At 45.5% G+C, this 14655-nt stretch carries 20 protein-coding genes; 6 read left to right on the forward strand and 14 right to left on the reverse strand.

Features of this window, described 5'->3' with window-relative positions; all coding sequences use genetic code 11:
• Window positions 1-9: 9 nt before the first annotated feature.
• The 9 genes from SB24_RS01075 to SB24_RS01115 form a co-directional block, all read right to left on the reverse strand.
• Window positions 10-630: a hypothetical protein gene (locus SB24_RS01075; protein ID WP_039251439.1), complete on the reverse strand. Its 621-nt coding sequence runs from the start codon at window positions 628-630 to the stop codon at window positions 10-12.
• Between the two features lie 48 nt (window positions 631-678).
• The gene (gene nrdF / locus SB24_RS01080) at window positions 679-1668 is read right to left on the reverse strand and encodes a class 1b ribonucleoside-diphosphate reductase subunit beta (protein WP_012117608.1); all 990 of its coding nucleotides are present in this window, start codon (window positions 1666-1668) and stop codon (window positions 679-681) included.
• 17 nt (window positions 1669-1685) lie between these two features.
• On the reverse strand, window positions 1686-3788 hold the full coding sequence (gene nrdE / locus SB24_RS01085) for a class 1b ribonucleoside-diphosphate reductase subunit alpha (protein ID WP_007611605.1): 2103 nt from the start codon (window positions 3786-3788) through the stop codon (window positions 1686-1688).
• Window positions 3748-4140, reverse strand: a complete 393-nt coding sequence (gene nrdI, locus SB24_RS01090; protein ID WP_015417520.1) for a class Ib ribonucleoside-diphosphate reductase assembly flavoprotein NrdI — start codon at window positions 4138-4140, stop codon at window positions 3748-3750. Before nrdI ends, nrdE begins: the two co-directional genes overlap by 41 nt.
• Window positions 4141-4399: 259 nt before the next feature.
• Entirely contained in the window at window positions 4400-4615 is a 216-nt protein-coding gene (locus tag SB24_RS01095) for a hypothetical protein (RefSeq protein ID WP_003154062.1), read from the reverse strand.
• 82 nt (window positions 4616-4697) lie between these two features.
• Entirely contained in the window at window positions 4698-4973 is a 276-nt protein-coding gene (locus SB24_RS01100) for a YmzC family protein (protein WP_017417823.1), read from the reverse strand.
• A gap of 96 nt (window positions 4974-5069) precedes the next feature.
• Complete coding sequence (hfq, locus tag SB24_RS01105) at window positions 5070-5291, reverse strand: RNA chaperone Hfq (RefSeq protein WP_003154064.1); 222 nt, start codon at window positions 5289-5291, stop codon at window positions 5070-5072.
• 39 nt (window positions 5292-5330) lie between these two features.
• Entirely contained in the window at window positions 5331-6275 is a 945-nt protein-coding gene (gene miaA, locus SB24_RS01110) for a tRNA (adenosine(37)-N6)-dimethylallyltransferase MiaA (RefSeq protein ID WP_007410375.1), read from the reverse strand.
• 98 nt (window positions 6276-6373) lie between these two features.
• Window positions 6374-6778, reverse strand: coding sequence for a YmaF family protein (locus SB24_RS01115; protein ID WP_014417831.1), 405 nt, complete (start codon window positions 6776-6778; stop codon window positions 6374-6376).
• Window positions 6779-6879: 101 nt separating this feature from the next.
• On the opposite strand from SB24_RS01115, the gene SB24_RS01120 reads away from it, so the two are divergent.
• The 3 genes from SB24_RS01120 to erbB all read left to right on the forward strand — a co-directional run bounded on the left by SB24_RS01120 (window position 6880) and on the right by erbB (window position 8008).
• Complete coding sequence (locus SB24_RS01120; RefSeq protein ID WP_039251440.1) at window positions 6880-7185, forward strand: hypothetical protein; 306 nt, start codon at window positions 6880-6882, stop codon at window positions 7183-7185.
• A 137-nt stretch (window positions 7186-7322) separates the two neighbouring features.
• Window positions 7323-7637: an SMR family multidrug efflux transporter EbrA gene (gene erbA, locus SB24_RS01125; protein WP_007410378.1), complete on the forward strand. Its 315-nt coding sequence runs from the start codon at window positions 7323-7325 to the stop codon at window positions 7635-7637.
• 17 nt (window positions 7638-7654) lie between these two features.
• Window positions 7655-8008: an SMR family multidrug efflux transporter EbrB gene (gene erbB, locus SB24_RS01130; protein WP_007410379.1), complete on the forward strand. Its 354-nt coding sequence runs from the start codon at window positions 7655-7657 to the stop codon at window positions 8006-8008.
• A 13-nt stretch (window positions 8009-8021) separates the two neighbouring features.
• On the opposite strand, the gene SB24_RS01135 is transcribed toward erbB, so the two are convergent.
• From SB24_RS01135 to SB24_RS01145, 3 genes are all read right to left on the reverse strand, one after another.
• A complete protein-coding gene (locus tag SB24_RS01135; protein ID WP_039251441.1) occupies window positions 8022-8474 on the reverse strand; it encodes an OsmC family protein in 453 nt (150 codons plus the stop codon).
• A gap of 59 nt (window positions 8475-8533) precedes the next feature.
• On the reverse strand, window positions 8534-9241 hold the full coding sequence (locus tag SB24_RS01140) for a poly-gamma-glutamate hydrolase family protein (RefSeq protein WP_039251443.1): 708 nt from the start codon (window positions 9239-9241) through the stop codon (window positions 8534-8536).
• A gap of 255 nt (window positions 9242-9496) precedes the next feature.
• Window positions 9497-9730, reverse strand: a complete 234-nt coding sequence (locus tag SB24_RS01145; RefSeq protein WP_015239897.1) for a hypothetical protein — start codon at window positions 9728-9730, stop codon at window positions 9497-9499.
• A gap of 178 nt (window positions 9731-9908) precedes the next feature.
• Here SB24_RS01145 and SB24_RS01150 point away from each other — a divergent pair, with 178 nt between their 5' ends.
• Together SB24_RS01150 and SB24_RS01155 are read left to right on the forward strand one after the other, a co-directional pair.
• Entirely contained in the window at window positions 9909-11237 is a 1329-nt protein-coding gene (locus tag SB24_RS01150) for a serine protease AprX (RefSeq protein WP_039251445.1), read from the forward strand.
• Between the two features lie 192 nt (window positions 11238-11429).
• Window positions 11430-11792: a protein YmzB gene (locus tag SB24_RS01155; RefSeq protein WP_007410383.1), complete on the forward strand. Its 363-nt coding sequence runs from the start codon at window positions 11430-11432 to the stop codon at window positions 11790-11792.
• Between the two features lie 33 nt (window positions 11793-11825).
• On the opposite strand, the gene SB24_RS01160 is transcribed toward SB24_RS01155, so the two are convergent.
• Both SB24_RS01160 and SB24_RS01165 read right to left on the reverse strand, forming a co-directional pair.
• On the reverse strand, window positions 11826-12581 hold the full coding sequence (locus SB24_RS01160) for a YoaK family protein (protein WP_003154084.1): 756 nt from the start codon (window positions 12579-12581) through the stop codon (window positions 11826-11828).
• 59 nt (window positions 12582-12640) lie between these two features.
• On the reverse strand, window positions 12641-13075 hold the full coding sequence (locus SB24_RS01165; RefSeq protein ID WP_012117601.1) for a NucA/NucB deoxyribonuclease domain-containing protein: 435 nt from the start codon (window positions 13073-13075) through the stop codon (window positions 12641-12643).
• Between the two features lie 288 nt (window positions 13076-13363).
• On the opposite strand from SB24_RS01165, the gene SB24_RS01170 reads away from it, so the two are divergent.
• Window positions 13364-14575: a cytochrome P450 family protein gene (locus SB24_RS01170; protein WP_039254928.1), complete on the forward strand. Its 1212-nt coding sequence runs from the start codon at window positions 13364-13366 to the stop codon at window positions 14573-14575.
• Window positions 14576-14655: the final 80 nt, after the last annotated feature.

Genomic DNA, 14655 nt, shown 5'->3' on the forward strand with positions numbered 1-14655 from the left:
GGTTTTTTGTTATTGAAGTATATCGGCGACAAACTGAGACCAAGCTTCAAGACGCTGATACACATTTTCCTCTTTCAGTTCGCTCAGTTTCATCCAGCGCCCGGCGATTTGATCTTTTTCTTTCACTTCGACTTGTGCCGCAGACGCTAACTGGAGCGCAGAAAGGATGCCGATATGCACCTTCCCTACATCGTTTTCATCATCATTGATCAGGCCGAGTGTGACAATGTTTTGTTTGTCCTCCTCGCGGATGTACAGTTCTTCCGCCAGCTCCCGGTCGGTATTCTGTTTCAGCACTTCCGTAAATGAAGCCGTCCCTTCCATAGGGTTCATGTGTCCGCCGAAGCCGAGAGAAAGCTTATTATGGAGGCGCGATTCCCCTCCGCCGGCGAGCCGTTCATACACAAACACCTCATCATCGCGGCGGATGACGACATACGGAATCGGCTGTTTAAATCGCGGGTCCTCTTCCGCGTCGCCTCTTCTGATTTCAAAAAAATGCGCCTCAATTTGAGCCATAATGTTTACGATACGTTCATCCTCGCTGTTGACTCCCTGAAATGTCAGCATTTCGTTTTGAAAGACGTCACTCCGCGGTGCAGCCAAGATGATTTCATCCATTTTATTCATGCCCGTTCCTCCTGTCTTACCTCTCCATTCAAGCCAAAAGAGCAGATATTATATCTGCTCTTCATCTTGGCCAAAATAAAAATCTTCGTCCTTAATCGGTTCTACCGTCGCCTTTTTGTAGCCGTTCCCTTTCATGGAGAAGAAATCATGTGATTTTGTTTTGGTGTTTAATCCGTTTAATACGATCGGATTAATATCCTCTTCTTCAAAGTAAGGATCGAACCCTAAGTTCATCAAAGCTTTATTGGCGTTATAGCGGATGAATTTCTTTACATCGTGTGAGAGTCCGACTTGATCGTACAAGTCCTCTGTATATTCAAGCTCATTTTCATATAACTGATTCAGAAGGTCAATCGCAAATTCACGAAGCTCTGCTTTTTTCTCTTCTGTCTGTTTATTATAAATTTCCTGAGCAAGGAGACCGACATACACGCCGTGAATCGCTTCGTCACGAAGGATCAGGTTAATGATCTCACCGCTTTGCATCAGTTTTCCTTGTCCGTAGAAATATAACGGATAATAGAAACCGCTGTAGAAAAGGAAGCTTTCCAGATAGACGGAAGCAACCATCGCTTTGAACAGTGAAATTTCATCATCTTTTTGAATGGCTTTGTAAAGCCCGACAATCATTTGCGCTTTTTTCTGCAAATATTTATTCTGCTTTACCCATTCAAATACTTCGTTGATCGTTTCAGTCGGAGCAAGCGTCATAAAAATATTTGAATATGATTTTGCGTGCACCGCGTTTTCCATCATCGCCATGAAATTAAGAACCGCTTTTCGCTGATGGCCTTCGACGTGCTCGGCCACAATCGGCATGCCCGTGTTCCCCTGCTCTGTATCAAGCAGTGTCAGGCCGGCGAGCACCTTCATGTACGTATCCTGCTCATTTTTACCCAAATACTTCCAAGTGAGAAGATCGCCGTTTAATGCGATCTCTTCCGGAAGCCAAAACTGCTTTACGTTTTGGTTGTAAAACATTTGGGTGAAATCATCTTCATGCTTTGACCAGTTTGCTGCGTCATAAATTTTTGTCACTGTAAACTCTCCTTTAATCAAACGACACAAGAAAGACAGCTGTCCTGCCCGGTATCTTTCGTTCTTGCATAGTAAATGGTTTTGATGCCTCTATGGTGGGCATACAGATCAATACGGTTCAGATCACGAGTTGTCATCGTATCTTTCAAAAACAGGGTAAAGCTGATTCCCTGATCGATATGCTGCTGGATTGTCGCGATCATATCCACCACTTTGAACATGTCCATATCATAAGCTTCTTTGTAGAAGAACCAGTTATTAGACGCTAACCCCGGCATCGGGTAATACGTTTTTGAATTTCCGTATGTTCTTTCTTCGATCCGTTCCATGATCGGCATAACGGACGCCGTGCTGGATTGGACATAGGAAATGGAACCTGTCGGTGCGATGCACAGTCTGTAGCTGTGGTACATGCCGTTTTCAGCGACAAACGCCTTCAGCTCTTTCCAGTCTTCGATTGTCGGAATGTGCATGCCTTCAAAGAGCGCAGCGATTTTTTCGTATGCCGGTGAGAACTCTTTTTCGATGTATTTATTGAAATATTCTCCCGTTGCATAAGTGGAGCCTTCATAATGCTCAAACGTTTCGCCTTTTTCTTTCGCAAGCTCAGCTGAACGCTGAATGGAATAAAAGTTCACCATCATAAAGAACGTATTCGCGAAATCTCTTGCTTCCGGGCTTTCATACGCGATGCCGTTTTGGGCCAGGTAGCCGTGAAGGTTCATGGCGCCTAAACCGATCGACTTCATCGCTTTGTTCGCGCGTCTGACTGCCGGCGCGTTGCGGATATCCGTCGTCTCAGATACATGAGTCAGGGAATCCGTCGCGAGTTTCACCGTGCGCTCAATCGATTTATGTTTCATGACATTCAAAATATTTAATGAACCAAGGTTGCAGGAAATGTCCAAGCCGATTTCGTCTTCCTCGTCATAATCTGTGTAAGCCGAAACCTGTGACGCCTGAAGCACTTCAGAGCAAAGGTTCGAGAATTTCACTTTTGATACGTGGTTATTCGCGTGCTCTTTGTTTACGTTGTCCTGGAACATAATGTACGGATAACCTGACTCGGAACGGAGAACGGCAAGCTTTTCAAGCAATTTGCGCGCATTCACTTTTTCTTTTTTGACACGCGGGTTGTCGACAAGCTCCTCATACATCGCCGTCATGTCCATTTCGTCCATATGCTGGCCGTATTCTTTATAAATCGTATGCGGATAGAATACATAAGCCGCTTTATCCTCACGCGCAAGCTCAACGAACTTATCCGGAATGACGACACCGATAGAAAGCGTTTTGACGCGCACATCTTCATCTGCAGAAATCTTTTTCGTATCAAGAAAATCATTGATATCGCGGTGGAAAATATTTAAATACGCCGCGCCTGAGCCTTGTCTTTGGCCCATTTGGTCAGCGTAACGGAACGCATTATCAAGAAGCTTCATGACGCCTACAACACCTTTTGTGGCGTTTTCAACATCTTTAATCGCTTCGCCTTTCGCGCGAAGCTTGGACAGATTAAGAGAAACCCCGCCGCCCAATTTAGACAGCTGCATGGAAATATCGATCGCCCGTGAAATATCGTTTAAGGAATCATTGACTTCGAGCAAGAAGCAGCTCACCAGTTCTCCGCGGCGTTTTCTGCCGGCATTCAAAAATGTCGGTGTACTCGGCTGATATTCCTGGTTGATCATCAGGTTTACATATTCTTTTGCTTTCTCAGTGTCGCCGTTTGCGAAGAACAGCGCGACGATTGAGATTCGGTCCTCATAACGCTCGAGGATTCTTTTCTTGTCATTCGTTTTCAAAGCATAGTCATTATAAAATTTAAACGCACTCATGAAGGAAGGAAAACGAAACTTCTTTGCGTAAGCTGTCTTAAACACTTCTTTAATGTCTTCAAAAGAGTAAAGGCTTAAGAATTCCTCTTCGTAGTATTGGTTTTCAATCAAATAATCCAGCTTCTCTTTTAAATCGTGAAAGTAAACTGTGTTTTGATTGATATAGTCAACAAAATAGCTATGTACAGCCTCTTTATCTTTATCAAACTGGAATTTTCCATCTTGTTGGATCATGATTTCGTTATTTAACTGGATCCATTTTGGCACTTGATTTTGTGACAACTCTTTCTACCTCCTGAGTAAACAATTCAACGTCTTTAGATGTGCCGCTGAGTTCAAATTTGTGCAAGATCGGCACCTGATATTGTCTTGAAATGGTATCGGCGCTTTTTGCAAAGTTATCGCCCCATACTTTGTTGCCGCTCGCAGCGACTCCTAATAAGAGATGGGCGTATTTTTCGAGAAATGATTGTGTTGATGCCGGTACCTGACCGAAGTTTGTCGTGTAGGTGACCAAAACAAACGGAGTGTCCACGTGGTTCGTTTCGTCCACCTTGCGGATCAGCTGAAAGTCTGTTTTATTCACAAAACGCTGAACATTCCCTGTCTTTGAATCAAATATGATTTGAACCATCCTTATCACGACCTATCAAAAATAATGAATCTCTTAACACTATATATAGTATACTAACCTCTCAGAAAAACACAACATATTGAGATCGATTTATAAAAAATTCATATTTTTGAAAGAGCGGACTTTGGCTCTGGCCCGATTAACGCCCAAAAAAGAGAGCAGAACGAGAATCATCTCTCATCCTACTCAAGGTGTCATGTGTAAGCCGATGTCTATCATAACATGAAAAAAAACTGCTTAGTAGTCTAGACTTTTATTCTTATTTTTTGTAAGAATCACATTTTTTTTCGCTTTCAACGGTTTCTTCAATCTCCACATCAGCACCGATTTCTTTCAGTACGGCTTTCAGAGCGCTTGTGATGGAAGCCTCTCTGATCAGTTCTTTGCCGTCAACGATGATGCTGGTTCCATATTCATAGCAGGAATCATCTTCACAAGTTTCTTCCCAATGGTTGATTATCACCTTGTGTTTCAATCGTCTCACCCTCTGCATGATCAATGTCAGTACTTAGTGTAGCTTGTGCGGCCCGCTTTGTAAATTCGAACGCTTGTGAAATTTATTCAAGCTCATCCAGCGCCGTTTCTTTTTTCAGTTCGATTTTATTCGTTTTTTCATCATAGCGGTATATTTTTAAGTAACCGTCCTCGACGATGCCGAAACGATTATGTTCCAGCTGCACCATGCCTTCTGTCTGCGGTTCGGTATCCGCCAAGCCGCCGTCATCATCCGTCACCACCGTCTCATGATTGCTGCAAGCTCCAAACAGCAAAAAAACAGCGATCCAAACGAGCGTAATCCTGATTCTTCTCAGTTCATTTTCACTTTCGAACACGATTTTCCGAACCCCCTTTTATGTTTCCGATATACAGCCTGCAATATACAGATGCGCATAGAAAAAGACCATTGTTCATGGTCTTTTTCAAAAAGTCTATTCAAGCTCAAGCTGGACGTTTTTTTGCGGGGCGAACGTGGAGATGGCATGTTTATAAATAAGCTGCTGCTTCCCCTCCGTTTCGAGCAAAACGGTAAAGTTGTCAAAGCCTTTTACCTGGCCGCGAAGCTGGAAGCCGTTGAGTAAAAACACCGTGACGAACGTATTGTCTTTTCGGATTTGATTCAAAAACTGATCTTGAATATTAATCGGTTTCATGTTTCGTCCTCCTTGGTTCTCAATACAATACTGTTTCGATTAAATTTCCAGTTTTCCTGCTATGCACTCGAAAATTTCCTTTTTTTTCTGCTCAATATCAACAGGCGGCGTCATATCTGTCCATGAAACGGGCATTTTATTGCGAAACCAGGTCAGCTGGCGTTTCGCATATCGCCTAGAATTTTGTTTTAATTGTTCCACAGCCTGAGGGAGCGGCACTTTTCCATCAAGATATTCATACAGCTCTTTATAGCCGATCGCCTGAATCGATTGGCTGTCCCGGATATTCATATCATACAGCCGCTTTACTTCGTCAAGAAGGCCGGTTTCCAGCATCAGGTCAACGCGCTCGTTAATCCGGCCGTACAACACTTCTCTGTCCATTGTAAGACCGATAAGAACCGCATTGTAAAGCAGCTCCCGTTTTTGGGTTTTAAGATGCTCTGACATTGTTTTTCCCGATACATGCAAGATTTCGAGCGCGCGGATGACTCTTCGCGTATTGTTTTGATGAATGGCTGCCGCCGCTTCCGGGTCGGCTGCCGCAAGCTTGGCATGAAGCGCTTCCGCCCCTTCTTCAGCCGCCAATTTCTCCATGCGCTCCCGGAATACAGGGTCGCCGGAGTTTTCCGTGAACGTATAGTCATACAGCACGGACTGAATGTACAGACCCGTCCCTCCGACAATCATCGGCAGCTTTCCTCTATCGGCAATCTCGGTGATTTTTCCCCTCACCATTTTTTGATAATCCGCCGTTGAAAAAGTGTCGGACGGCTCCAAAATATCAATCAGGTGATGCGGCACGCCTTCTGTCTCTTCTTCGGTGACTTTGGCCGTTCCGATGTCCATCCCTTTATATACCTGCATGGAATCTCCGCTGATGATTTCCGCATTCAGCATTTTCGCGAGTCCGATGCTTAGTTTTGTTTTTCCGACTGCCGTCGGTCCGACAAGTATGACGACAGGCTGTTTTTTATTTTTCAATATGTATCACTCTCTTTTATAAATCTCCCCCTAATTATAGCATTCATTTCTTCAGGCACCTATCCATTTTGCCCTTTTTCCTGAGCGCTAAACGTCCGCTACCACCCGATCGGCTCGTTTCCGACAACCTCTCTCGTTTTTCCTTTGAGCGTATGGCGGTGCGTTTTCCGTCCTTCCTCCCGCGGATCGTAAACGACGCCGCCGTGCTGGATCTGAATCGGCTCATTGTAGGCGGCAAAGGTGGTCTCTGAAAGCTCATGGTAATGTGTTCCGTCAACCCTCGGGATGGCAGGGCCGGAAATGCCGTAATACCTATGAAAATGGCCGTTTTCAAACGAGGTGATGCCCGTATAGAAATGTGTATGCTCATCTGTATTGCTGCCGTTCTCCGGCTGCGAAAAGCCTTCGATCAAATGGTAATGCCCCTGCACAACATCCGTAACCGCCCGGTATGCGTGTGTGTGCGGAGGTTTTTTTGACCAATCGGACTGATACAGGCCCACAAAAGCTCACTCCTTTATTTTTTTGATAAACGCCCAATCAAAAATTGGTGGGCTGAATACTCTGTTATCATCTCAAATTTATTCTTGGAGGTACCTTAATTATGAATGAAGAATACACATACGCAGCAGATAGTGATATGAGACCGTTCGGGCGGCCTGGATTTGGGTTCGGACGGCCGGGCTTCGGATTCGGACGGCCCGGATTCGGATTTGGATTCGGACGGCCGGGTTTTGGATTTGGCCGGCCTTGGTTTGGTTATGGATTCGGACGGCCGTTTGGTTTTTACGGCGGACCGTTTGTCGGAGGGCTTGTCGGGGGGCTTGTCGGAAGCGCTTTATTCAATCCGTACCTGTACGGGGGTTACGGCTACGGCTATCCGTACGGAGGTTATCCGTATTACTATTGACGAATCAAAAAGGCTCCTCCCCGGGGGCCTTTTTATATAGGCCTAATGTCTTGACTTGGCGGGCAAAGTTCGGATATTATTTTATTTTACTGCCTTAAACAAAAGGCATAAGGATTATGATGAGAGGGGGATTTGATATGATTCTGGGTTATATCTTCCTCACAATTGCTATTTTATCAGAGTCAATCGGCGCGGCCATGCTGAAGGTCTCCCGCGGATTTACGCGGTTTTTGCCGAGCGCGCTTGTAGTGGCAGGCTATTCATTGGCCTTTTATATGCTTTCACTGACACTGAATCTCATTCCGCTCAGCTTATCCTATGCAACATGGAGCGGAGCCGGAACGGTGCTCGCATCCATTATCGGAGCGAAATGGTTTCATGAAAAACTGGACAAGCAGGCCGTCATCGGACTCTTTTTCTTATTAGCCGGTGTCATTTTGATGAATTGGTAGAAAGGAGAGGCATGCTGATGAAAGGATTACTTTGCTTGGCATTAGCCATTGTATCAGAAGTGTTCGGGAGCACGATGCTGAAGCTGTCGGACGGTTTTACGCACCTGTGGCCCGCTCTCGGCGTCATTGCCGGAATCGGAGCCTCTTTTATGTTTTTGAGCTTCTCTTTGAAAAGCCTTGATTTATCCGCCGCATACGCGACATGGTCAGGTGTCGGCACCGCTTTAACGGCAATTGTCGGCTTTTTTGTTTTTAAGGAGGCCATGACAGTCAAAATGATGATCGGGCTTGTTTTGGTCATCACGGGCGTCATCCTGCTGAACCGTTCCAAGTCTCAAAAAGCTAAAAAAAATCAAACGGCCCGGAGCTGACCGTTTGAACTCGTCAAGCGCGGGCAGCTTTTACTTCAACCTCAAGCTCCATCTCCACGTTTCCTTGGACCGCTCGTGAAATCATACATGAGGACTCCGCTTTTTGCGCTAACTTCCTGGCGAGCGTAAAGTCCGTTTCGGCTGCACCCGGCTTTAATAATATAAACGGACGGTGAATGATTTTCTGGTACGTGAACACACCGTTCGTGACGTCTACAATTCCTTCAGATTCCATATGTAGATCTTCTTTATCCAAGCCGCTTCTTTCCATCATCGCCGCAAGCGTTATAATATAACAGGTCGCGGCCGCTCCGAGCAGCATTTCATCAGGATTTGTGCCTTCTCCGGGTCCGTCCATTTCCTTAGGAATGGACACAGCCGTTTCCAGCCGGCCGCTTTTAATATCGCCGACGTCATTGCGATTTCCGGGCCAATTTGCTTTTAAATAAAAGTGATGTTTTGCCAAGGGACAAACCTCCTTTTTTTCAGTTTACTCATCTTTCACTCGTTTGTCTTTTTTTAAGCTTACGAATACTCTTGATTGATCACTCTTTTTATCGTACGGACAAACCGGTAAAATTCCTCCGTTTTTGTGAATTCCCTTTCGCGGTAATCAAAATTATCAAAAAACGCTTCCCGCTGTTCTCTGCTGATCTCAAGCTGTATGCTCAGCCCGGTTTGCGCCTGGTTATTGATATTTTCGGTGTCAACCCCGGCCAGACCGGTTTTTGAGTTTGCCAATTCTGCAGAAAATCCGTTTCGTTCGAGAGCTCTCACCAATTTTTTCGCCCGCTTCCGGTCGCTTCCTCCGACAAGAGTATTTTTCTCGTCGCCTTTATAACCGTGAACTGCGATAACATAATGGTGCTGCTTAATGCTTTCGACTGCTGAAGGCTCATCGAACCTGGTGCTCGTAATATGAAGAGTCTGGTTATCATGCGTTTTTAATCCCTCAAACAGATAGGTTGAATAATCATCTCTGAAAGAGCGGACGATCTCGCTCACCCCGCCCTCAATTCTCCCTCCGTGCGGCGACATGATCAATACGGGGCTCCCCTTTCGCTTATTGTACGATATATGATAATCATCGGGGTCTTCATGTTCAGCCAAATCTTTAAAATCTGTGTATGTATCAGAAGAATTCGAGGGATCAGGGTCTGACGCATAATGAGCACATCTTATTAGTAAGACCATTGCTACGATAATGATGACATTAAGTAAAATTCTTTTCATCAGCTCTCCTTCTTTGCTCCTTTCTGAAAAATGACATGTTCATTATATGGATTTTTGTCAATAGGTCTTATCTTAACATTCTATTAACATTATCATCAGTGAAAAACTTCCCGGTTTCGAAAAATCAATGGATTGTCACGGTTCAAGCGCTCAAATGCCGGGCATCAGTGAAAAAAGGTTGAGAGAGGGCAAAAAAAAAGGGAGGAACGCCCGAATTTTCAGGGGCGGGAGATTCACGGCCGGAAACGGACGGCATCAAGAATACGCTTTTAAAAATGAATATCCGCCTCCCGAAGCAAATGCGCAGGACAGAATGGAGCCCGTCAAAAAAGTTCTCATCTGCCTTTTTGTACAGCAAAATGCCGTTACAGCCCGCTCATCCCCTTTTTTTATCATAATGGTCCGTTTTGAAATGGAACCGTCTTTTTTCATATATATAATATCAATCGGAAGCTGTTTTTCCAAGGAATGTCTCAATATTATGTTCATGTATATACCTCCTTCCGCCGGCTTCATTATAAACGAACAAACGTTCCGTTCCAACTCGATTTCTTCTCCTGAAAAAGCCGCAAGTAACCAGCGCTCCTGAAGGACAAACAAACTGACCGAACATACGGCCTGTTCATATGGTATAGAGAGAATCGCCAGAATGGGAGGAAAAGTATATATGTTTGGTTACTCAATGGTACAAATGGTGCGGTCAAATGCTCATAAGCTGGACTGGCCGCTCAGAGAAAACGTATTACAGTTATATAAACCTTTCAAATGGACACCTTGCTTTTTGCACAAGTTTTTCGAAAAAAAGGTGAAAAACAGAAAGAAAATGTCAGTCATCATTGAATTTGAAGAGGGCTGCCATGAATCCGGTTTTCACAGCACAGGACAGGTCTTATCAAAAGAAAAACGCTGCACCATAAAAAAGCAGTTTCAAACAATCAATTGCTGCAGCGCCGAAGTCACTCCGTCCGCCCTTCACATGCTTCTTTCGCAATGCCGGGATATCCGTAAAATCTATTTAAACCGTGAAGTAAAAGCGCTCCTTGATACGGCAGCTGAATCGTCTCATGCAAAAGAAGTGACCCGTAACGGCACCGTATTAACAGGAAAAGGCGTAACCGTCGCCGTTATTGATACCGGAATCTATCAGCATCCCGATTTAGAAGGCAGAGTTATCGGATTTGCGGACTTTGTCAACCAAAAGACAGAACCGTATGATGACAACGGACACGGCACCCATTGCGCCGGTGATATCGCAAGCAGCGGCGCTTCATCTTCCGGTAAATATCAGGGGCCGGCGCCGGAAGCCGATCTGATCGGAGTCAAGGTATTAAACAAATCAGGATCAGGAACCTTGGCTGATATCATTGAAGGTGTGGAATGGTGCATACAATATAATAAAGAACACACAAAGAATCCGATCAGAATCATCAGCATGTCACTGGGCGGAGATGCGCTCAGATATGATAAAGAAACGGACGACCCGCTCGTCAAGGCCGTTGAAGAGGCATGGAATGAAGGAATCGTCGTCTGCGTCGCCGCGGGCAACTCCGGTCCGGAAGCTCAAACGATTTCAAGCCCCGGTGTCAGCGAGAAGGTCATCACGGTAGGCGCCTATGATGACAATGATACGGCCGGCAATGAGGACGATACGGTCGCTTCTTTCTCAAGCCGCGGCACGACGGTGTACGGAAAAGAGAAGCCTGACATTCTTGCGCCCGGGGTCGATATCGTATCTCTCCGTTCTCCGCGTTCATACCTTGACAAATTACAGAAATCAAACCGTGTAGGCTCCTTGTATTTCAGTCTGTCGGGCACGTCCATGGCCACTCCGATCTGTGCGGGCATTGCCGCCTTAATCCTTCAGCAGAACCCGCAGCTTTCGCCTGACGAAGTGAAAACACTGATCAAACAAAGTCCGGATAAGTGGACAAATGAAGATCCGAACATTTACGGAGCGGGCGCAGTAAACGCTGAAAACGCCGTGCCGAAAGAGTAACTTTTTATCATGAGAACGGAGTCGTCTGCACCTGCAGATGACTCCGTTTTTCAGGTGAACAGATGAAACACTTATAATGAAGAAACTCGGAACGCTTCACAAATCGGCTGTCAGGAAAAAAGATTAATGCAAGGCAGTGTATTTCTAAAAAAATAGGGAATAAGTATGGTGTAGATAAAAGGAGGAATCACAATGGCACTTACAAACACCGAATTGTCTGAATGGCTGCAAAAACAGATCGGACAAACGCTTGATATCAGAAAAGGAGAGCTGACAGACAGCCGAAACGAGATTTCTGATATGGACCAGATCATGCTTCACCTTGATGATGTTCTCGTCCGCCGGACAAACCATCCCGATGACTATGTAGCGGACGAAGAACTCGTCTTAAAAGGGCACGGCACAACCTATACGGAGGAAGGAAATGTCCCGCTTCCCCAAGATGCGTATGAAATCCCTCTGCTCGGCGACATCACCATCCAAAAGGAGCAAGACGGATTAAAGGTACATACAGATCGGGCCGTTTATACAATCGGGACCCGGAAAGAGCAATAAAAAGAAAAAACGCCCTGAATCAGCGGCGTTTTTTTATTGGTTTTTTTCTTCTGAATATCCATGGAACATCGTGAATGCGCAAAGCATAATGCCTAAAATAATGATAATCGGGAGCCAGATCACGGCAAACTTATAATCCGGTTCAGCGAATGCACCGATGACCGCCCCAAAGCAATACAGCACCAAAGCAAGCGCGCGCAATACAGCATCTCTCGTAAACTGCTTCCGCTTGTCCGCTTTGTAAAACCTTGCGGTGAGATCTTCAAAAAAATTAGCGAGCGTTCCCGTTAATACGGTCGTGGAAATCCCCGCTACACCAAGTTTTCTCGCGGCTGTCGTCTGCATTCCCATTGCGAAGCTGAGCAGCATAATCAGCACATAAACAGAAATGGCATCTGCAAAAAAGCAGGAGAACAAAGCAAACAGCAGCAAAACAGCTCCTTCAATAGCTAAAGCGGCAGTTACCGCAGGGGGCCAAAATGATTTCTTTTTATTGCCCACAAGCAGGGCCGCGGCAATAACGCCGGCAATAAATCCGATTAACGAGGTTAACGATTTGAGTACGGCAAGGTGCCACGAGTTGCCGATCGCCAGGCCGAACAGAACGATGTTCCCCGTCATATTGGCGGTAAAGATATGTCCCAGGCTTAAATAACCGATCACATCCACAATTCCCGCTGTTAAACAAAGAAGTAAAAGTGCAATATTTCGGTATGTAGTCACTGTCAATGTGATCCAATCCTTTCTCATGCTGATTCCAACATATAAGTTTACTCTTTGCCATTTCATATGTCCAGCCGGCGTGCCGCTTTTTCAGAGCATAAAAAAACTCCGGCGAACCGGAGAAGCTACTGAACGATAAATAATACTCTCGTGCCGTCGGAATATCCGCTCATTTGATTTCCAACCCACGAACCGGCCCCGCGGTTATCCGACGGGGTTACATATCTGATATCAGCCCCCGCCCCGCCTTCTGTGCAGACTGCCATGGGCCATTCATCACGGTCAAACCCGGGCTTTGTCGGAATTCCTTTCAATGATTCTTTCCTTCTATTCTCTGCTCCGCCCCGATCAATTGTACAAATCTCAGAATGACCTGCCGAAATGGCGTCTTTTATATGATTTCCCGTCTCCGGATATTTTGACAGCGGGAAATACAGCACCTGATCGTATCGGGATGCGGCACGAGCAGCACTGTCCGAATGGATGCCGGCGCCCGTAAAGCCGAACTGAAGAGAGATCACCAAAAGCAGACTTGCCGCCCATTTCATAAACGCATTCATTCACATCCTCCTTAAGAAGTTGATATGAAGCGTAAATATGTATATTAGCCGGATTTAACACACATGATGAAATGGCAAAAAAAGTTTGCTGTTTTGTTGATAATCAACGAAAATGGCGGCTTTACGATTTGTCTATTGAACCGGCTTCTGTTTCCTTATATATTTTAGACATACTTATGAGCCGTTGTGATCAGTGTCTTCGGCAGATAAAAGGAGGAATGCCGTCCGGTCGGCAGGCACCGGCTGTTTGTTATGTCTTTTCAAAAACATGAAGGCGGGGAAATCCAGATGGAAAAAACAATGTTTCACCCACACTCACCCGAGTTTCACGAAAACCCTTTTGCGGTTTTAAGCAGATTCAGAGCGCAGGACCCCATACATAAATTCGAACTGCAGCGTTTCGGAGGCACCTTTCCGGCTTGGCTCATCACGCGTTATGATGATTGTATGGCGTTTTTAAAAGACGGCAGAATTACGAGAGATGTAAAACGGGTCATGCCGAAGGAGCTGATCGCGAAGCTGAATGTCAGTGAAGATATCGATTTTGTCTCAGATCATATGCTGGCAAAAGACCCTCCGGATCATTCACGTCTTCGCTCTTTGGTGCATCAGGGGTTCACTCCCCGGATGATTGAGCAGCTTCGCACCGGGATAGAGCAGATCACAGAAGAGCTGCTGGATGAAATGGAAACAAAAGCAGACCCTGATATCATGAGAGATTTCGCCGCACCGCTTCCGTTTATCGTCATTTCCGAACTGCTCGGGATTCCGAAAGAGGACCGCGCCAAATTTCAAGTGTGGACAAACGCAATGGTCGACACGTCAGAAAGCGGACAAGATGCGACCAACCAGGCTCTCAAAGAATTTAAACAATATATGAAAACACTGATCGAAGGAAAAAGAAAACATCCGGGTGAAGACTTGACGAGCAAGCTTATTTACGCTGAAGAGGACGGCCAAAAGCTGAGTGAATCAGAGCTGTATTCCATGCTGTTTTTGTTAGTCGTTGCCGGGCTTGAAACAACGGTTAACCTTCTCGGCTCCGGCACCCTGGCGCTTCTTCTGCACAAAGACCAGATGGAGAAGATAAAGCGGCAGCCGGAAAATATCCAGACGGCGGTCGAAGAGCTTTTGCGTTATACCTCTCCCGTCATCATGATGGCGAATCGATGGGCGATTGAAGATTTCACCTATAAAGATGTTTCCATTAAAAAAGGCGATATGATATTTATCGGCATCGGTTCAGCCAATCGGGACCCGGAATATTTTGATGATCCTGATACATTAAATATAGCGAGAACACCGAACCGTCATATCTCTTTTGGATTCGGCATTCATTTTTGTCTCGGGGCTCCGCTCGCCCGGATGGAAGCATCCATTGCCTTTACTGCGCTTTTAAAACGATTTCCGAATATAGAGCTGAAAGGCGCGCCCGAGGATGTAACATGGAGAAAAAATGTGTTTTTGAGAGGGCTTGAAACATTGCCTGTCAGATTTTAATATCGCCCCCCTGTTTATCGGGGGTTTTTTTAATGTCTTATAAACAGAAATCAATACAACAATGAAAATTTAGTACACAG

Source organism: Bacillus sp. Pc3 (genome assembly GCF_000815145.1).
GTDB classification, from domain to species: domain Bacteria; phylum Bacillota; class Bacilli; order Bacillales; family Bacillaceae; genus Bacillus; species Bacillus velezensis.